The sequence below is a fragment of the Marinobacter sp. THAF197a genome (assembly GCF_009363275.1).
Taxonomy (GTDB): domain Bacteria; phylum Pseudomonadota; class Gammaproteobacteria; order Pseudomonadales; family Oleiphilaceae; genus Marinobacter.
This window is the reverse complement of record NZ_CP045324.1, coordinates 3,018,044-3,036,617: the sequence shown is the minus strand read 5'-3', so window position 1 is coordinate 3,036,617 and position 18,574 is coordinate 3,018,044. Positions and strand designations below refer to the sequence as shown.

Below are 18,574 nucleotides of genomic sequence, written 5' to 3'. Positions count from 1 at the left end.
AACCCTGCGGCCCCCAAGGGGAAGCACCGGTGTCAGGTCACCCGGCGCAAGCCAGCCGCCTGGGCGCCAGCCCAGCACCCGCGGCGTGCTTTCTGAAGCGCTCTTCTGCAAGTTCATTGGCGATCTCACCGGTGGGGAGCCCGGTGCGATCAGAGCGCTGGAATATTTCGGCCAGGGTGTCACCAATGGTGTCCACGTGGGCGCGGATTTGCTCGGGTGAGCCTCCGGTGCGCTCGTAGAACACATCGATGATACCGCCGGCGTTGATGGCAAAATCCGGAGCGTAGAGGATGCCCCGGTGTTTCAGGGCCGCATCATGTTCGGGGCGGTCCAGGAGATTGTTGGCGGCGCCGGCAACGATGGCCGCCCGGATGGCCGGAATACTCTGGTCATTCAGGACAGCGCCCATGGCGCAGGGGGCTACAACGTCCACCGGCAGGCTCAGGATGTCATCGGAGCCAACGGGCGTTGCATCAAACTCGTCCACTGCGCGCTGGAGGTTGTCGGCGTGAATGTCTGTCACCCACAGCTCTGCACCGGCCTCTTTCAGATAGCGGGCCAGGCGGTAGCCAACATTGCCGATGCCCTGGATAGCCACCTTCAGTCCGGTCAGGTTATCCGTGCCGAGCTTGTGTTTTACAGCCGCTTTCAGGCCAATAAAGGTGCCGTAGGCGGTTACCGGCGAAGGGTCTCCTGTGCTGGGCTGGCCATCAAACCCGGTGCGGGTGGTGACGCCGGCCACGTGCCGGGTATGGCGGCCCATCACTTTCAGGTCTGGCACGCTGGTGCCGGAATCTTCAGCGGCAATGTACTGGCCGCCGAGGCTTTCCAGGTGCCTGCCCATGGCCTCGAGCAAGGCTTCGGTCTTGTGCTTACGCGGGTCGCCGATGATGACTGACTTGCCGCCACCCAGGTCGAGATTGGCCAGGGCAGATTTATAGGTCATCCCCCGGGACAGTCGCAACACATCCCTCAACGCTTCCTCATCGCTGGCGTAGGGGAACATTCGGCAACCGCCGAGTGCTGCACCCCGTGACGTATTGTGGATGGCAATGATGCCCTTCAGGCCGGTTTCGGCGTCGCAGACAAAAGACAGGTGTTCGTGGTGATCGAACTCCGGATGGCTGAATACGTTCATGGCGTTTCACCTCTGTTCCGTGGCCGGCCGCTACCCTTGTGGGGCCTGCGGCGGCTGTTTTTGTTTTAGACCGCCGCGTTGGCGATTTGTTGGTGTGCCCGTTCACCGGGGTTCAGTTCAGCCCGGTACTGCGCCCGTTCTTTTCGGGTGGCATGATAGGCCGCTTCTTTGACCGGGCCGTAACCGCGGATCTTCGCAGGCAGGCTGGCCAGGTTTCGTGCGGCATCGGCGTGGTCTTTGCTCAGGTGTTTGAGCAGGAAGGCCACATCGGTTTCGTACTCCCGGATGATCTTGCGCTCCAGGCGGCGGTCCGCGGTGTATCCGAAGGGGTCCAGGGGTGTGCCTCGCAGGCTTCGGGCTTTCGCCAGCCATGCGAACACGGTTTCCATCCAGGGACCAAAGGTGTGTTTCTTAGGGCGTTCGCCATTTTTGCTCCGGCTGAGCAGCGGCGGTGCCAGATTGAACTCCAGCTCAATGTCGCCCTCGAACTGCTCCTCCAGCTGCTTGCGCAGGCTGCCATTGCTGAACAGTCGCGCCACTTCGTACTCGTCTTTGTAGGCCAGTACCTTGGCGTAGTTGTCGGCGATGGCTCGGAACAGCAACGGGTCACGGCCGAGTTTCTGGGAGATGGTGTGTTCCGCCTGGCGCACCAGCCTTTCATAGCGCTTGGCCAGGGCGGTGTTCTGGTAATCGCTCAGGTGTTCCATGTTGCGCTGGATCAGTTGATCCGTGGTTTCCATCACCTGCACTGGCGTGCCTTTGGGTTTCGGGAACGCCAGGGCCATCACCCGGTCCAGATCATGGGCAGCCCGGCGGCCCCACAGAAAGGCCTGTTTGTTTTTCTCGACCGCCACGTTGTTAAGCTCAATGGCCCGCTCGATGGCTGCGGCACTGAGCGGAAGCAGCCCCTGTTGCCAGGCAAAGCCGACGGTGAACAGGTTGACCGCCATGCCGTCACCCATCAGGGCTTTGGCGAGGTCACCCGCGTTGAGGAACCAGCTGCCATCCGGCCGGCAGGCCTCCTTGACGGTCTGCTCCATGGATTCCCCGGGGAACTGGATGTCCGGGTCTCGGGTAAAGGCGGCGGGCATGGCCTGCTCGGTATTGACCACCGCCCGGGAGAATCGGTTATCCAGCTTGGCCAGGGCGTCGTCGGTGGCGGCGACCATCAGATCAAAGGCGATCATCAGGTCGGCCTCGCCGGCGGGAATGCGCACCGCGTGGATGTTGTCTTGCCGGTCACTGATGCGAATGTGGCTGACGACCGCGCCGAACTTCTGGGCCAGGCCGGCCTGGTCCAGCACGGAGACGCCTTTGCCTTCAAGATGAGCCGCCATGCCCAGCAGGGCGCTGACGGTCACCACGCCGGTGCCGCCGACGCCGGTCAGCAGAATGCCGTAGGGATTGTTGCCGGTGACGGGGGTCGGTTCCGGAAGCTCCGGGAAGTCCACGTCTGCGCTGACACCGGCCGGCTTTTTCAGCTTGCCACCTTTGACGGTGACAAAGCTCGGGCAGAAACCGCGCACGCAGGAAAAGTCCTTGTTGCAGGAGGATTGATCAATCGTGCGCTTGCGCCCGGCGTCTGTGTCTTTAGGCAAAATCGACAGGCAATTGGACTGGATACCGCAGTCGCCGCAGCCTTCACACACGTCCGAGTGAATCATCACGCGCTGGTTTGGGTCTTCCATGGTGCCGCGCTTGCGTCGCCGGCGCTTTTCGGCCGCGCAGGTCTGGTCGTAGATGATCACCGAACAGCCTTCGATCTCACGCATTTCCCGTTGCAGGGCGTCCAAGTCGTCCCGGTGATGGAAGGTGGTGCGGTCCGCGAAATCGGCCCGCGAGGGGTATTTGTCGATATCGTCACTGACCACGGCAATGCGTCTAACGCCTTCGCCGTAAAGCTGGTGGCTGATCTGCTGAACCGTCAGGGTGCCATCCACCGGCTGGCCGCCGGTCATGGCCACGGCGTCGTTGTAGAGAATCTTGTAGGTGATGTTGGCACCGGAGGCGATGGCCGCGCGAATGGCCAGTACGCCTGAGTGAAAGTAGGTGCCGTCGCCCAGGTTCTGGAACACGTGTTTCTGGTTGGTAAACGGTGCCTGGCCAAGCCAGGTGACGCCTTCACCACCCATCTGGGTGAAGGTGTCGGTACCTCGTTCCATCCAGGTCGCCATGTAATGACAGCCAATGCCGCCGAGGGCCCGGCTGCCTTCCGGTACCTGGGTAGAGGTGTTGTGGGGGCAGCCAGAGCAGAAGTGCGGAGTGCGTTCCAGGCGCTCCCGGGGTTGCGCCAGACTGTTCTCCTTCTCGGTCAGGAAACCGAGGCGCTGTTGCAGTTTGTCGTTGCAATAACGGCCATCCAGGCGGGAGGCGATGGCTCGTGCCACCATGGCCGGTGTCAGTTCAGCGATGGTCGGTAGCAGGTCGTTACCCTGGTCATCCCGCTTGCCGATGACATTGGGGCGTCGGCCATCCTGCCAGGTGTAGAGCTGGGTCTTGATCTGTTCTTCGATCAAACCTCGCTTTTCTTCGACCACCAGAATCTCCTCCAGGCCGGAGGCAAACTCAAAAATGCCCTCGGGTTCCAGAGGCCAGGGCATGGCGACCTTGTAAACCGCCAGCCCGATGGCTTCACGTTCCTCATCACCCAGGCCAAGGTCGGCCAGCGCCTGGATAACATCCAGGTAGGCCTTGCCAGTGGTGACGATACCCAACCGGGGCTGCTCAACCGAAAGCACGGTGCGGTCAAGGCGGTTCGCCCGACAAAAGGCCTTGGCGGCTTCCAGCTTGTGGCGGTGCAGGCGTTCTTCCTGCGACATGGGTTTGTCTGGCCAACGGGAGTTCAGACCACCTTCCGGCATGGGAAACTGTGTGGGGATACGGAGGTTGATTCGGCTGAGGTCCAGATTGGCAGAAATGGACGAGTCCATATTCTCGGCCAGGGCTTTGAAGCCAATCCAGCAGCCGCTAAACCGCGACATGGCCCAGCCGTAGAGGCCCAGATCCAGAATGTCCTGAATGCCGGCGGGGTTGAGCACCGGCATACCCGCATCCAGAAATGCATAATCACTTTGATGGGGCAGGGTGGAAGATTTGCAGGCATGGTCGTCGCCAGCGACGGCCAGTACCCCACCAAATCGGGAGGTGCCCGCCGCGTTAGCGTGCTTGAACACATCACCGGTGCGGTCCACACCAGGACCTTTGCCATACCAAAGCGCGAACACACCGTCGTAACGGGCACCTTCAAAGATGTTGACCTGCTGGCTGCCCCAGACAGCGGTAGCGCCAAGGTCTTCATTCACCCCGGGTAAAAAATGGATGTTGTTTTCTTTGAGGTGGTCCCGGGCTTTCCACAGAACCTTGTCAAAACCGCCAAGGGGAGATCCGCGATAGCCAGAGATAAAGCCTGCGGTGTTCAGGTTGTTCTTGCGGTCGAGTTGGGCTTGGAGCAGGGGAAGTCTCGCCAGGGCCTGGCTGCCGTTCATGTACACCGAACCGGCATCTTTTTCCCAGACATCGTCAAGGCTGACGGGACGCAGCCCCTTTGGGGAGCGTAAAAGATCAGACATGTTGAAATCCTCTCCCACCTGGCCGGATCGCGGCGGTAGGTTTGTCTTGTTTTTGTAATCCCGGCTTTTGGCCGGATGTTCGATTTCATCAGTCCTGCCCGGTGGATTGGCCGGGTTGCCCTTTTGGGGCTGGACGAAAAACAAACTAGAATAAGTTTACGTTCACGTCAACACGAGCGGGGCGACCGAGTTCGCAAAAGTGTGATTTGTTCATATAACTAATTGAGCAAAATAGGAAAAATGATTCCGGGCTAGCGGTTATTACCTATTCGCGTTTTGGCGGTTCCGGCTTAGTTTCTTTTAATGTCTGCCAGTTCATATCCTTATCAGTTTCGGCCGCACCGGGTGCGCGCCGAGTTTTTTCGTTTACTTCCCATCTCATTGTTCGTGGTGGCGTTTGGTGCTGCCTTTGGCCTGGCGGCCATCCAGAAGGGCTTGTCGCCGCTTGAATCCATCCTGATGAGCACCACCGTGTTCGCCGGTGCGTCCCAGTTTGCCGCGGTGGACATGTGGGGCGCCGAAGTCTCGATGCTGCCAATGATTGCGGTGGTGTTCGCCATCAACTCCCGGCATCTGCTGATGGGGGCCTCGCTGTACCCCATGCTTAGAGACGTTTCTCCAGGCAAGCGCTACGGTTTGCTGCTGTTACTGACCGACGCCAACTGGGCGGTCTCGGCGCAGGAGTACCAGAGTGGCCGGCGCAACCTGGAGGTGATCCTGGGGGGCGGGCTGGTGCTTTGGCTGGCGTGGATTATCGGTACCGGGTTGGGTGTGTACTTCGGTGGCCTGCTCCAGAACCCCAGAGCGCTGGGTCTGGATATGGTACTGGGCTGCTTTCTTTTGGCCATGGCCCTCGGTGGCAAGAAATCGCCCCGCATTCTTGTGGCCTGGCTGGTGGCAGGTGCTGCTTCGCTGGCGGCGTGGAAATGGCTGCCGCCCAATATGCACGTGGTGGTGGGTGCACTGGCCGGTGGTGTGATCGGACTGTTCTGGCTGGAACCCGGAGCCCAGAGCCGGGAAGATAGCCTGGAGGTCCGGCATGGTGATTGAAACCACAACCCTGGGTGTTCTGGCGTTAATCGCCATCATGGCAGTGGTGACCCTGGTAACCCGCTTTGGCGGGGTGTTCATCATGTCGTTCCTGCGCATCAGCCCGCGGGTTGAGAGTTTCATCAACACCATGGCGAGCTCGGTGCTGATTGCCATTATTGTGCCCATGGCGGTGGCTGGCGATCTGGGTGCCCTGGCTGCGCTAGTGACCACCGGCGTTGCCATGCTGGCCATCCGCAAACCTCTGCCGGCCATTACCCTGGGCCTTCTGGCCGCCGCGTTGGTGCGGTATCTCAACTAAGTCTCTGATTTTGTCTGGTTAAAAACTGCTCAAGTTTTTTGGTGTGGTGCCGATACCCTGACAGGTCAGTTGAGGTACGAACACCATGATTTCATCCAGTCAGATTTCCCTGTTTCAGAACAGCACCCGCCAGGTGCAGGCTATGGACAGTAGCCAGTTGCGCATTACCCAGCAGAACGCGGGTTTGCCTCAACAGGGATTGCAGGCCGGCGCCACCGAGTTGTCTTTGTTCCGGCAGGCGGCCTACCGCTATAGCAGCCAGGAACAGCTTGCGTTCAGCAGTGCCAGCCAGGTCAATGGGGACAATCGCACAGCCTCGTTCACCAGTGCCGAGCTGATTGAAAAATCCGCCGACCTGTTCCTGCTCGGCCAGCAGGCCCTGACCGTGAGCCGGGCTGCGCTGGGTGGCGAGGCTGTGGGTGAATCCCAGGGCAGCCTGTCTGTGACCGCTGGCCGCTACATGTTCTATTCGGAAAGCGAGAATCGCAGCTTTGCCTCCACCGGCAGCATTACCCTGCAGAATGGCGAAACCATCGACTTCACGCTGTCGCTGCGCCAGTCACAGTCACGCACCTACGAATACTCCGAACTGATCCAGATCCAGGAACGCCCGCTGACTGACCCGCTGGTGATCAACTTCGGCGCTTCCACCGCGCGGTTGACCGACACGTTGTTCGAATTCGACATGAACGGCGACGGCCAGACCAGCCAGTTCGCCAGCCTGGGTGCTGGCAGCGGTTACCTGGTGTTCGACCGCAACGGTAATGGCAAAGTGGACGACGGCTCTGAATTGTTTGGTCCCCAGACGGGTTCAGGGTTCAGCGAACTCGCCAAGTTTGACGACGACGGCAACCGCTGGATTGACGCCAACGACGAAGTGTTCAAATCCCTGTCGGTCTGGGTGCAAACCGCCGATGGCGGCCAGGCGTTGCGGTCATTGGAAGAGGTGGGCGTTCAGGCGCTCTATGTCGGCAGCGTAGAGGATCAGTTTACCTTGACCAACCCTCAGGGCGTTCCCCTGGGCCAGATCAAGGCTTCTGGAATTTACCTGACCACAGACGGTGAGGTGCGTACCCTGGAAGAGCTGGACCTGGCGGAGCAGAACACTGAGTCCGCGCCGGCAGAGAACACCTTCCTTGGTGTGCGCGGCGGCAACGAAGCGGCCAATGGCAACGGAAATGGGAACTCTAACGGTAGTGGTCCGGTAAGCGCCCGTATCGAAGCTATTCAGAATGCACTGGAGAAGCTGAACGAAATTCGCAAGAGGCAACAGGACTTTATCGAGGCTTCTCAATCGCAGGGCAAGAAAAAGTCCCCGCTTGATGATTATCTGAAGGTGATTGATCGGCTGAGGCTGGAACTGCTCAATAGCCAGGACGAGAAAAAACAGGCGGCTAGTCGTTATTTGGAGTTTGCCAGGCTCTGACTTTGAGCTTGGGAGTTAGAGCCGGTCGGGTGGACCTTCCCAAAAAACGCTGTGAATACGTCCGTGTACGCTTGGCTCCGCCATCCCTGGCTCCGCACATTTTTGGGAAGGTCCACCCGACCAGCTCTTTCAAGCAACGGAGTAGCCTGCTTTATGCGATCAGGCATATCCGCTCCCCGGCCGTCTCCCACACTAAGGCGTAGCCTCGGGCATAGGATTGGGATTTCTCAATGCCAGCTCACCAATCCCAGGTAACTTGATCCCCAGCGCCAAGGGATTAACACCCAGCGACAATCCAAGAATGTTCAGCTCTACGCCCTCCCGGACACCCGCCAGAACACCAACATAGCCTCCCAGCGAAAGCTGGTAGCCGGCACCGCCGGGCGTTGCTGCCCCCACACGACTACCAAGGTAATCCTTGCCGATGGCGTGATTGGGTAACGCCACGTTCAGCCCCGGGGTTTCCCGGATAACCCAGGCCACGAAGGTGTTGCTGTTGGGGCCGGGCCAGGCTTTGTATTCGTTGATGTACGGGTATGACTCCACCGCCTTGTAGATGTCGGGAATCAGTGCCTTGGCTTGCTCTCCCCGAATATCTGCATACAACTCTGGTCGGGCTCCGAACCAGTGGCGGTCCGGATCATCCGGGCGGGAGCTAACAACGTGCTGGCGCCAGCCAATGACCTCATGCACCTTGTAGTGATCGGCGCCTTCCTCCTTGGTGGCCACCCAGGTGTGTACCGCGAAATAGCCGCGCCAGCTCCAGGCCCGGGCGCCGTATACCTGGACAATGGCCTCGGTGGTGTCTGCCGCCGCCGGCGCTATACCGGCGCTGTCACGGCTGGCGGTTTGCCAGGCATTTCGTTCTGGCTGGGTGCCGGTGGCTGCCAGCAGGATAGGGCCGGAGAACAGCAACAGCAGCGCGCCAAGAAACCAGCCTGAGTACTTCAATAGTCGTGTCATAGGCGTGTCCGTTATGGGGAGGTTTCAAAGACTTTACCCGGGCAAATAAGTTCCGGATCACCCTTGGTCAGCGCACTATAACCCGGATTGAGCTCTAGGAGTTTCGTATGCTTCGCTCGCGGATGGTTGATGCCAGCTGGTTGATCAGGTCCCGGGCATCGCCCTCGTGCAGGCTGTGGCATTTATCCTGAAGTACCCGTCGGTCATGGCTGGAAGAGCTGTTGGAAACATCTTTCAGCAGGTCAAGGTGCTGGCAGGCGGCCAGGTGGGCCTTGATTTCGGTGTCAATCAGTCTGGTGGCGAGTCCGTCGACCACTTCACTGCAGAACGGGCGGTTTCTGTTCAGGAAATTGCGGGCTTCGAGGGCGGCGTGCCGGGCTTCCAGCCGCAATTCCCCCGATGCCTCACCGGCTTCAACGGCCCTGAGGAACATGCCCAGGCGCTCGTACAGGTGCCACACCTGTGGCCAGAGTTTGTCATAGGCCTCTTTTTCAGTTTGGTACCGGGCTTCGTCAAACGAAGAGGACATATGTGGTGATGAACCGGACTCGCCCGTGCGGTTGAACTGCGCTACCCGAAACTCGTCGACCTCCCGCCAGAGGGTGTCGGCCCGCTCACGCAGGGTTGTTAACTCCTCCCTGTGCCGGCGCCGGGCGCTGGCGGTGAACAGGATGGTGCCCAAGGCAAGCAGTATGGCTGCAGCCGAGAGCAGTAACGGCAGATGATCTGATGAGAGAAAAGTGCCCAGTTGGCCCGTGTCCATGGCGTTCGACCTCCGTCGAATTCCCGTACTGAGGTTACAGTATAGAGGCTAATCCGGGTCCTGCTGTCGGAATGGCAGGGCGGATTGAGCGTCGTTAAAGTAACTTATCACATGCTCTGCTTCTTCATGTGTGAAGCTTTGGATAGCCTCCCGAAACCCCGGGTGCAGGATGCCGTGCCAGGAGTGGGTGATGGTGGGTTCAAAGCCTCGCACCAGCTTGTGTTCCCCCTGGGCCCCTGCGTCAAAGTGCTTTAGTCCTAGGCTCAGGGCAAGTTCAATACCCTGGTAGTAACAGGTTTCAAAGTGCAGGTGGTTGTACTCTTCCAGGCATCCCCAGTAGCGGCCATAGAGGGTCGTGTCGCTGGCCAGAAACAGGGCGCCGGCAATCAGTTGGCCGTCACGAACCGCCATGATCAGGTGCAGGTGCTCTGGCATGGTCTCCCGCAATTGCTCGAAGAACGCTTTGTTCAGGTAGGGAGGGCGGCCACGCTTGAGGTAGGTGGCCTGATAGAACACGTAAAAGGCATACAGTACCTGGTCTGAGATATCCCTCCCGTGAAAACGTTGAAAACGGATGCCTTGCTCGGCCACCTGACGGCGCTCTTTGCGGATGGACTTGCGTTTGCGGGAGGTGAGTGCTGCCAGGAAATCCTCAAAGCCCCGATAGCCATGGTCGTGCCAGTGAAACTGGCAACCGATTCGGTGCAGTTCGTCCTCATGCTGAAGTAGCGCCTGGTCGGCGGTGTTCGGAAATAGCAGGTGCCAGGAGTGGGCCCCAAGTTGTTCGGTCAGGTTGGTTAACAGGGTGTCTAGTAAATCCGGTGTCAGTTGGGCGCGTAGTTCGTCGCTTAACAACAGTCTGGGGCCCTGGGAAGGAGTGAAGGGCACGGCTATCAGCAACTTCGGGTAATAGGGCAGACTGTAGCGCTGATAGGCTTCCGCCCAGCTAAAGTCGAACACATACTCGCCCATGGAGTGGCTTTTCAGGTAGGCCGGGGCGAGGCCGCAGATCCTGCCGTTAGCCCGGAATACCAGATGACTGGGTGTCCAGCCGGTTTCGGTGCAGGTGCAGCCCGAGAGCTCCAGTGCCTGATAGAATTCATGGCGCAGGAACGGGTTATTGCACCCGGCCAGCCGTTGCCAGTCCCGCTCCGGGATATCGGCAATGCTGGCGCAGGTGCTTAGTGTGATTTCAGGAACAGCGGGTTCGGTCATGGGGTCGGATCAAGCTTGTTTAGGTGACCCTATACCATACGACAGAACCCCGCTGGTGATCACTCCTGGGTGTCGGCGCAGTGCTTTTCCATTTTTTCCTGCCAGCTACCTCGGCGGTTTTGATACTTTTCCTGGCGTTCCTGATGGATTTCGCTCCAGATCTGGCGCTGTTCTTCGTTCAGTTTCAGGCGATCGGCCATTTCTGCACGGTGCTCTTGCATCTTTTGCTGGCGCTTTTCCCGCTTCTCCTGGTACTTCTCCCGCATTTCTTCGCTGAACGGGCCTTTGCCCTCGCGGAAGTTTTCACACATTTCCTGTTTGTCCCACTGTCCGGACTTGTGCTTTTTGCCGTGATGGTCGGCCATGGCAACCGGGCTGGCGGCAAACATTGCAGCCATCAGTACGCCGGCGGTGAGCAGGGATGTTTTTGCTTTCATGGTGATTACCTCGTGGGTTCGGTTTTGCCTGTCAGGCGTTCTCGGATGACTGCCATGGTAAGCCGGGCCCGTGTCAGGTGGTGTCAGGTCGTTGTAAAGGTTCGGTAAAGAAAAAACGTGGTAGATCAGAACCCTCTGGCGGCCGTGCTAGACTGTGGCCGGACAACAGAAGAGAGAACAGCATGCAGAACCGGGTATTGTTGATCGAAGACGATGACGAGCTGAGAGAACTGCTGGCCAGATACCTGACCAATCAAGGATTCACTGTACGGGAAGCGGCCAATGGCCGGGATGGCCTGGCCCTGGCCCTGGGGCAGGATTGCGATATTGTGGTTCTGGATATCATGTTGCCAGACATCAATGGCCTGGATGTACTGCGCGAGCTGCGTGGGCAAACCCACCTGCCGGTGATTCTGCTGACCGCCCGGGGCGACGAGACCGACCGTATTGTCGGTTTTGAGGTGGGCGCCGATGATTACATCCCGAAACCCTGCAATCCCCGCGAGCTGGTTGCCCGCCTGCAGGCGCTGCTTCGCCGCATCGCCTGGGACCAGAAATCCGATGTGGACGCTACCCGCACCTACGGGGACCTGCGGGTGGAGCCCGGCCAAAGGCGAATATATCAGGATGATGCGCCCCTGGAACTGACAGCGACGGAATACGAAGTGCTGCAGGTATTGCTGGCCCACGCCGGCAGCGTGGTGCGCAAAACCGACCTGATGCAGTGGGCCCTTGGCCGCAGGCTGGAAGCCTACGATCGTACCCTGGATATGCACATCAGCAACCTGCGCAAAAAGCTCGGCAATGATGATCCGCCCCGAATCGAAACGGTGCGGGGCCTCGGCTACAGTTATCGGGTGCCCGCAGCATGAAGCGCGTTATGTTCCCTTTGTTCTGGCGAATTTTCCTGTCAATCTGGCTGGCCATGGCCATTACCGTGGTGGCCAGCAACCTCGCAACCCGGTATCTGCTGGACCGGGAACGCCAGGCCATTGAGCGCCAGGTAGGATTGCATGAGCTGGCCCGGGAAGCCCTGGCCCTGCGCTTGGGAGAAGATCGCGGGGCGATGTGGCGTTTTCTGAGAGCCGAAGGTGAGCGCCTTGACCTGCACCTGATGCTGATCGAAAAAGAAGAGGGGCATCACCGATTGCCACGCCAGATTCGGGAACGCATCCAGTCGGGCTGGTATCCCAACAAGCCTGCGGTAATCACTCTGGAAGAAGGCTATCAACTGGTCGCCTGGCCGCGGATGGGCAGTGATGGCTGGCTAGACCCTAAATTCTTCCGGTTTGTCGAGCTTGGTCTGGCCTTTGTGCTGATCTCTCTGGCTTGCTGGTGGATTGCCCGATTTGTTTCCAGGCCTCTGCGCCACATGGAGTCGACGGCAAAGGCAATCGCGGATGGCGACACCCAGTTGCGGGTTCCGAACAGGATTGCCCGCCGCAGGGACGAAGTCGGTCAGCTGGCCAGTGCGTTTAACGCCATGACCGATCGGCTGTGTCAGTTACTGGAACGCCAGAATCACCTGTTGCGTGATATTTCCCATGACCTGAGAACGCCGCTGGCCCGACAGCGGGTTGCCATTGAGCTTGCCAGTGACGGCGGCGCTGATCCCGCACTCATGGACAGCATCCTGCGCCAGAACGAGCGGCTGGAAACCATGACCGGGCAGATTCTGACGCTTTACCGGGTGTCCGAGAACGGTGGTTCGATGGAGCGTGAGCCGGTGAAACCCCTTTCGCTGATGAACCGGGTATTGCGGGATGCGGCCGATTACGCGGAACACCGGGGGGTGGACTGTAAACTGATCGCGGCCGATGACACCAGGGCGGTGTCAGTGCTTGGCGATTCGGGGTTGTTGCAGCGAGCCTTGGATAACGTATTGCAGAATGCGCTGGACCACACGCCACCGGGAAAATCCGTGCACGCATCATTGGCTTTGGTGGATGGCAGCATCCAGCTGGAGATTGCGGATGATGGTCCCGGCGCACCAGACGAGCTGTTACAGCAGTTGTTCGAGCCGTTTTTCCGGGCTGACAAGTCCCGGGGCGGTAAAGGCTGGGGCCTGGGGCTGGCAATTGCCCGGGACATTGTTAACGCTCACGATGGCACGATCTCGGCCCGCAACCGTCCGGAGGGTGGTTTGCAGGTAACCATCCGGCTACCGGTTTTTATCGGTGGTTGAGTGCTTTTTTTCAGGTTTTGGCGTGTCGGCGTTTTCCAGTTCAGCGTCGTCTTCGGGTTTAAGGCGTTCAGCGGCTGAGAAGTCGATGCCTTCTAGCAGCTCGTCCTCATCAAAGCGAATGCCGCAGGCCGCCTTGCGTATTTTTGCCGGGGCAGCGGTGCCAGGACTGTTTTGATCGTTATCTTCGGAGGTCATAGGTTGCTCCATGAGTAAAGATTACCCTGTACCCTCAGGATACCTTGAGCGAGAAACGGAAGTGAAGAAGAGCCGCTTCATCGCCCGGGTGTATCCGGTAAGCTCCCGTGATGAGGTCAGGGAACACGTTGCCCGTGCCCACCGGGACTACCCGGACGCCCGTCATGTGTGCTGGGCCTACCAGATTGGCCGGCCCGGTTCGGCGGCCGAAGCCGCCATGAATGACGATGGCGAACCCTCTGGTACTGCCGGCAAGCCCATCCTGAACGTGGTCCAGCACAAGGACATGGGGGACGTACTGGTGATCGTTGTCCGCTACTTCGGGGGCATCAAACTGGGTGCGGGCGGTCTGGTTCGCGCCTACGCCGGCGCGGCGGAGAGCGTGTTATCGGAGGTTGGGCGGACCATACAGCAGTCCCGGGTGCAGGCAGAGGTGGTTCTGGGTTTTGCCGACGAACAGCCACTTAGGCACTGGTGTGAAGGCCATGAAGGCCAAATCGAATCGATTCGGTACAGTGACCGGGTCAATGCGTTGGTGTCGGTACCTGAAACCCGGGTGGGTGAGCTTGCGGCGTTCTGTGATGAGCAAAAGCTGGATTACCGTTTGGAAACCTGAACCCGGTGGCAAACTGAAAGTGCCCGGTCGGGCGTATACTGGACCATATGAGTGTTTAACGCAGGAGAAGACCATGCGAATGTTTATCATAGCGGTGATGGCCGCATTTATCACCGGCTGCGCCAGCAACGTGGTTACCGACTACAACTCGGCGACCGTGTTCGGAAACTTCACCAGTTGGGCATACGCACCGGGACAACAGGATTCCGGCTTCACGTCGCTGGATGACAGTCGGGTTCGTTCTGCCATTGAGCGCGAACTTAACCGCAAGGCCATGAAACAGGTGGCTGACGCCGAGGCTGACTTGCTGGTTTCCTGGCAGATTGTCCCTGAAGAACGCTTGGAGCAGGTTGGAGTGGGGCTGGGCTTCGGTTTTGGGCGAGGCAACTTTGGCTGGGGTGTATCGGCTCCGCCACCGGTTCGGGAAATCACCGAAGGCAAGCTGGTTGTCGAACTGGCTGACCGGCGTAACTCCGAAGTGGTCTGGCGTGCTGCGAGTCGCCGTTACCTGAACGAAAATCAGTCACCGGAAACCCGGCGCAAGTTGATCGACGAGGTTGTCTCGGAAATGTTTTCCAAATACCCTCCCGGCCTGAACTGATCGACAGGCAGAGGCTGACGTATGGGAATGAAAAAGCGGGAAGGCGGCCTGGTTTTCTCCACAGAACAGGGGCGTATGTGCCCGGAGTGTCGGAACCCGGTCGCTGACTGCACCTGCGGGCAGCCGGAACGGCCAGTGGGTGACGGCGTTGTTCGGGTCAGCCGGGAAACCAAAGGGCGAAAAGGTAAAGGGGTAACCCTGATTACCGGTATACCGATGGATGACAAAGAACTGAAGGCCTACGCCAAAGTGCTAAAAGCCAAATGCGGCACAGGTGGTACAGTGAAGGACGGTGTGGTGGAGATTCAGGGTGACCAGCGGGATATCCTCGTGCCCCTGCTTCAGCAGAAAGGATGGACGGTAAAACGGTCCGGTGGCTGACGCTTCATCAAAGACAACGATTCAGAGGAGGCGAGCATGCATGTACTGGTTCTAGGGGCCGGTGTCGTAGGAGTAACCACTGCCTGGTATCTGCAGCAACAGGGGCATCAGGTGACAGTCATCGACCGTCAGAGCCAGTCAGGCCTGGAAACCAGTTATGCCAATGGTGGGCAGATTTCAGTATCCCACGCCGAGCCCTGGGCCAATCCTTCGGCGCCGATCAAGGTAATGAAGTGGCTTTTTCAGCCAGATGCTCCCCTGTTGTTCCGCCCGCGCCTGGACCCTTACCAGTGGCGCTGGGCGCTGTCGTTCCTGACTCAGTGCACCTCAGCCAAGGCCGCCCATAACATTCGTCAGATGGTGAACCTGGGCACCTACAGCCGGGATTGCCTACAGGCACTGCGCAAAAATGTGGGTATCGAATACGATCACCTCGAGAAAGGCATCCTTCATTTCTATACCAATCCTGCAGAGTTTGATGCGGCCATAGAGCCTGCCCGGATTATGCGTGAGCTTGGCTGTGACCGACAGGTGATCGATGCGGAGCAGGCGGTACAGATTGAACCTGCTCTGCAGCCCGTGCGCCATCGAATTGCTGGTGCCACATACACCGCCGATGACGAAAGTGGTGACGCCCGTGCATTTACCCAAGCGTTGGCAAAATGCTGCGAAGAGGCCGGCGTAACGTTTGTGTACGGGACCGAGGTGCTGGATTTTGATCGCGCCGGTGACCGCATTCTGGGCGTGCAGGTTCTCAACGAAGGCAAGCATCAGATACTGCGCGCGGACAGCTATGTGCTGAGTCTCGGCAGCTTTAGCGCCATCCTGGCCCGCAAACTGGGCCTGTTCCTGAACATATACCCCGCCAAGGGCTACTCAATCACCGTGCCGGTCAAGAATCCGGATGCGGCGTTCAATGTCAGTTTGACCGATGACGAGTTCAAACTGGTCTATTCGCGACTGGGTGACAGGATACGGGTGGCTGGTACGGCTGAGCTCAACGGCTATACCCGGGACCTGAACTACACCCGGTGCCGGGCTATCGTGCGACGATCAGCGGAACTGATGCCGGACGCGGCATACTGGGATAAATCCGAGTTCTGGACTGGCCTGCGGCCAGCAACGCCCTCGAACGTGCCCTATATCGGGAAAAGCCATTTTGCCAACCTGTACCTGAACACCGGCCATGGCACCCTGGGTTGGACTCACTCCTGTGGTTCCGCAGCGGCATTGGCAGACATTGTGGCAGGGCGCAAGCCCGAGGTTGACTTCACGTTCTCCGGGCTCTGATATCCGGGCACAAAAGAACCGGCGACTGCATGGCAGTGGCCGGCTTGTTTGGCCCGGAGGTGGTCAGTCCTTGAGCTGGTCTCGAATCAACTTCTTGTTGATTTTGCCAACACTGGTCTTGGGGATATCCTCCACAAAATCAATTTGCTCCGGGATTGCCCATTTGTTGATCTCACCGCTCTCCACGAACTGTTTCAGGTGGCTCTGGATGTCTTCGACGCCGGCCTGCTCACCGGGTTTGAGTGTCACCAGGGCATGCGGCCGCTCGCCCCATTTCTCATCCGGCACGCCAACCACGGCAGCACCCGCTACGGCCGGGTGCTGGCTGATCAGGTTCTCAAGGTCCAGGGACGACAGCCACTCACCGCCAGTCTTGATCACATCCTTGATGCGATCCTTGATGGTCAGGGTGTTGTTCGGCTCCATGCTGGCCACGTCACCGGTGTGCAACCAGCCGCCTTCCCAGAGTTCCTCGCCCTTGTCTGCCTGTTTGAAGTAGTTTTGGGTCAGCCAGGGTGCCCGGGCAACCACTTCGCCCTTGGCTTCGCCGTCGTGGGGTACGGGCTTGCCATCCGGGTCGACAATTTCCAGGTCGACCATCGGAACCGCAATGCCGGTTTTCACCCGAATGGCGGTCTGCTGTTCAAGGGGCAGCTCCAGGTCTTCCGGCTTCATATGGGTAGCGCTTAGCAGCGGGCAGGTTTCCGACATGCCGTAGCCGGTGAACATCTTGATGCCGAGCTTGGCGCCGGCGTCACACAGGCCCTTGGTCAGGGCGCTGCCACCAATGAGAACATGCCAGTTGCTGAGGTCGGCCGTTTTGATGGACTCGGTGGCCATCATCATCTGCATAATGGTGGGCACGCAGTGGGAGAAAGACACTTTGTGTGTTTTCAGCAGGTCAACTAACAGTTCCGGCTCGTAGCGGCCCGGGTAAACTTGCTTGATGCCCATCATCGTGGCTGCGTAGGGCACACCCCAGGCGTGAACATGGAACATGGGGGTGACCGGCATATACACGGAGGATGAACGCAGCAGCGGCATTTCATCGAAGTGAGCAATGGTGCCGGTCATGGCCAGGGTGTGCAGTACCAGCTGCCGGTGGCTGAAATAGACGCCTTTGGGATTGCCGGTGGTGCCCGTGGTGTAGAACGTGGTGGCCACGCTGTTTTCGTCAAAGTCCGGGAAATCGAACTGATTGTCGGCTTCGGCCAGCAAGGCCTCGTATTCGCCGTGGGTATCGACAGTCGTTGCTTTGGCACCGTCACTGTCGGTCAGTTGAATCCAGGTTTTGACGGTTTTGATTTCGTCTTTGACGCCTTCGATGATCGGCAGGAAATCATCGTGTACCAGTACCACGTCGTCTTCCGCGTGGTTCATGGTGTAAACAATCTGTTCCGGTGACAGGCGCACGTTAACGGTGTGCAGAATGGCACCGATCATCGGAATCGCGAAGAAACATTCCAGGTACCGTGGGGTATCCCAGTCCATGACCGCAACGGTGTCGCCGGGCTTTACGCCCGCGTCTGTCAGGGCGTTGGCGAGTTTGTGGATGCGTTCAACCAGGTCGGTATAGGTGTACTTGCTGCGGTTGGCGTAAACGATTTCCTGGTCCGGGTTATAGCGGGGGCCAGACAGCAGAAGCCGTTTGATCAGAAGGGGGTACTGATAAGCGTTGTCGGCCGCGGGGAGAATGCGGGTTTGTGCCATGGTCTACACCTCTTCGACGTCTTGTTGGATGGTTGTTCTTGTTTATTCAGTCTTCGTCATCCTCGCTGCGCTTTTCGTGCTTGGGTGGGATCACGCTTTCCGGAGCGGGTTCAAAGCCACTGTACAGCTTGTGGGTTTTGTCGTCGTAATTATCTTTGAGTTCATCCTTCACGGTGCCTTCCCAAAGTGGTGTGCCCAGGAAGTAGCCTGCCCGGCCAATCACATGTGCGGCAATCGGCGCGGTGATCAGGATAAAAATCACAATCGCGAACGCCCGTGTAAACACCACCACATCCGCGAAATACACCGCCACACCGGCCATGGTCATCATGGCACCCATGGCACCGGCCTTTGTCGATGCGTGCATTCGGGTGGGCAGGTCCGGAAGCCGGAGGATACCCACAGACGCCAGAATCATGAAGCTGGCACCCGTCAGGAGCAATATGGCAACAATCAGTTCACTCACTCTTGGGTCCTCCTCGCTCCAGGAACCGGGCAAAACCGACAGCAGTCAGGAACGCTGTCAGGGCGATAACAATGGCGACATCCAGAAGGCTGGATACGCCGGTATCGATGGCGTGCACCCCTACGTAACCGACCACGATAGAGGCGATCAGTTCCAGAGAAACTACCCGATCGGGCAGTGATGGCCCTTTAATCAGCCGGATAAACCCGAACAACAGGGCCACCGACAGCATGAAATAGACAATATTGATAACAACATCCAGCACGTT

General features: G+C 58.8%; 19 protein-coding genes. 9 read left to right on the top strand and 10 right to left on the bottom strand.

Annotated features, from left to right (window positions below; all coding sequences use genetic code 11):
* Positions 1 to 37 precede the first annotated feature (37 nt).
* Entirely contained in the window at positions 38 to 1,138 is a 1,101-nt protein-coding gene (locus tag FIV08_RS14040; RefSeq protein ID WP_152438777.1) for a Leu/Phe/Val dehydrogenase, read from the bottom strand.
* Positions 1,139 to 1,203: 65 nt separating this feature from the next.
* On the bottom strand, positions 1,204 to 4,707 hold the full coding sequence (locus FIV08_RS14035; RefSeq protein WP_152438776.1) for an indolepyruvate ferredoxin oxidoreductase family protein: 3,504 nt from the start codon (positions 4,705 to 4,707) through the stop codon (positions 1,204 to 1,206).
* A gap of 303 nt (positions 4,708 to 5,010) precedes the next feature.
* On the opposite strand from FIV08_RS14035, the gene FIV08_RS14030 reads away from it, so the two are divergent.
* The 3 genes from FIV08_RS14030 to FIV08_RS14020 all read left to right on the top strand — a co-directional run bounded on the left by FIV08_RS14030 (position 5,011) and on the right by FIV08_RS14020 (position 7,484).
* Positions 5,011 to 5,757: an AzlC family ABC transporter permease gene (locus tag FIV08_RS14030; RefSeq protein WP_152438775.1), complete on the top strand. Its 747-nt coding sequence runs from the start codon at positions 5,011 to 5,013 to the stop codon at positions 5,755 to 5,757.
* Entirely contained in the window at positions 5,747 to 6,058 is a 312-nt protein-coding gene (locus FIV08_RS14025; RefSeq protein ID WP_072676606.1) for an AzlD family protein, read from the top strand. Before FIV08_RS14030 ends, FIV08_RS14025 begins: the two co-directional genes overlap by 11 nt.
* 85 nt (positions 6,059 to 6,143) lie before the next feature.
* Positions 6,144 to 7,484: a hypothetical protein gene (locus FIV08_RS14020; protein ID WP_152438774.1), complete on the top strand. Its 1,341-nt coding sequence runs from the start codon at positions 6,144 to 6,146 to the stop codon at positions 7,482 to 7,484.
* Positions 7,485 to 7,676: 192 nt separating this feature from the next.
* Here FIV08_RS14020 and FIV08_RS14015 read toward each other — a convergent pair whose 3' ends face one another.
* From FIV08_RS14015 to FIV08_RS14000, 4 genes are all read right to left on the bottom strand, one after another.
* A complete protein-coding gene (locus tag FIV08_RS14015) occupies positions 7,677 to 8,447 on the bottom strand; it encodes a DUF3750 domain-containing protein (RefSeq protein ID WP_152438773.1) in 771 nt (256 codons plus the stop codon).
* A 94-nt stretch (positions 8,448 to 8,541) separates the two neighbouring features.
* On the bottom strand, positions 8,542 to 9,210 hold the full coding sequence (locus FIV08_RS14010) for a hypothetical protein (RefSeq protein WP_152438772.1): 669 nt from the start codon (positions 9,208 to 9,210) through the stop codon (positions 8,542 to 8,544).
* A 48-nt stretch (positions 9,211 to 9,258) separates the two neighbouring features.
* Positions 9,259 to 10,425: a GNAT family N-acetyltransferase gene (locus tag FIV08_RS14005; protein ID WP_152438771.1), complete on the bottom strand. Its 1,167-nt coding sequence runs from the start codon at positions 10,423 to 10,425 to the stop codon at positions 9,259 to 9,261.
* Between the two features lie 59 nt (positions 10,426 to 10,484).
* Entirely contained in the window at positions 10,485 to 10,862 is a 378-nt protein-coding gene (locus FIV08_RS14000; RefSeq protein ID WP_152438770.1) for a hypothetical protein, read from the bottom strand.
* Between the two features lie 182 nt (positions 10,863 to 11,044).
* Here FIV08_RS14000 and FIV08_RS13995 point away from each other — a divergent pair, with 182 nt between their 5' ends.
* Entirely contained in the window at positions 11,045 to 11,734 is a 690-nt protein-coding gene (locus tag FIV08_RS13995) for a response regulator transcription factor (protein ID WP_152438769.1), read from the top strand.
* Positions 11,731 to 13,047, top strand: coding sequence for a sensor histidine kinase (locus FIV08_RS13990; RefSeq protein WP_152438768.1), 1,317 nt, complete (start codon positions 11,731 to 11,733; stop codon positions 13,045 to 13,047). The genes FIV08_RS13995 and FIV08_RS13990 overlap by 4 nt, the downstream gene beginning before the upstream one ends.
* On the opposite strand, the gene FIV08_RS13985 is transcribed toward FIV08_RS13990, so the two are convergent.
* Positions 13,024 to 13,242 (bottom strand): hypothetical protein, encoded by a 219-nt coding sequence (locus tag FIV08_RS13985; RefSeq protein WP_152438767.1) that lies wholly within the window; start codon positions 13,240 to 13,242, stop codon positions 13,024 to 13,026. The two genes, FIV08_RS13990 and FIV08_RS13985, sit on opposite strands and share 24 nt — an antisense overlap.
* A 10-nt stretch (positions 13,243 to 13,252) precedes the next feature.
* On the opposite strand from FIV08_RS13985, the gene FIV08_RS13980 reads away from it, so the two are divergent.
* From FIV08_RS13980 to FIV08_RS13965, 4 genes are all read left to right on the top strand, one after another.
* Positions 13,253 to 13,858, top strand: coding sequence for a YigZ family protein (locus FIV08_RS13980; protein ID WP_152438766.1), 606 nt, complete (start codon positions 13,253 to 13,255; stop codon positions 13,856 to 13,858).
* Positions 13,859 to 13,931: 73 nt separating this feature from the next.
* On the top strand, positions 13,932 to 14,459 hold the full coding sequence (locus tag FIV08_RS13975; RefSeq protein WP_152438765.1) for a DUF4136 domain-containing protein: 528 nt from the start codon (positions 13,932 to 13,934) through the stop codon (positions 14,457 to 14,459).
* Positions 14,460 to 14,480: 21 nt separating this feature from the next.
* Positions 14,481 to 14,840: a translation initiation factor Sui1 gene (locus FIV08_RS13970; protein WP_152438764.1), complete on the top strand. Its 360-nt coding sequence runs from the start codon at positions 14,481 to 14,483 to the stop codon at positions 14,838 to 14,840.
* A gap of 36 nt (positions 14,841 to 14,876) precedes the next feature.
* Positions 14,877 to 16,130 (top strand): D-amino acid dehydrogenase, encoded by a 1,254-nt coding sequence (locus tag FIV08_RS13965; RefSeq protein WP_152438763.1) that lies wholly within the window; start codon positions 14,877 to 14,879, stop codon positions 16,128 to 16,130.
* A gap of 63 nt (positions 16,131 to 16,193) precedes the next feature.
* Here FIV08_RS13965 and FIV08_RS13960 read toward each other — a convergent pair whose 3' ends face one another.
* Genes FIV08_RS13960 through FIV08_RS13950 form a run of 3 tightly spaced genes read right to left on the bottom strand, consistent with a single transcriptional unit; the run spans position 16,194 to position 18,571 of the window.
* Positions 16,194 to 17,840 carry a fatty acid--CoA ligase gene (locus FIV08_RS13960; protein WP_152438762.1) on the bottom strand — a complete coding sequence of 549 codons (1,647 nt, stop codon included), beginning with the start codon at positions 17,838 to 17,840 and terminating at the stop codon, positions 16,194 to 16,196.
* A 46-nt stretch (positions 17,841 to 17,886) separates the two neighbouring features.
* On the bottom strand, positions 17,887 to 18,306 hold the full coding sequence (gene mnhG, locus FIV08_RS13955; protein ID WP_072676620.1) for a monovalent cation/H(+) antiporter subunit G: 420 nt from the start codon (positions 18,304 to 18,306) through the stop codon (positions 17,887 to 17,889).
* Positions 18,299 to 18,571: a monovalent cation/H+ antiporter complex subunit F gene (locus FIV08_RS13950; RefSeq protein WP_152438761.1), complete on the bottom strand. Its 273-nt coding sequence runs from the start codon at positions 18,569 to 18,571 to the stop codon at positions 18,299 to 18,301. The genes mnhG and FIV08_RS13950 overlap by 8 nt, the downstream gene beginning before the upstream one ends.
* Positions 18,572 to 18,574: the final 3 nt, after the last annotated feature.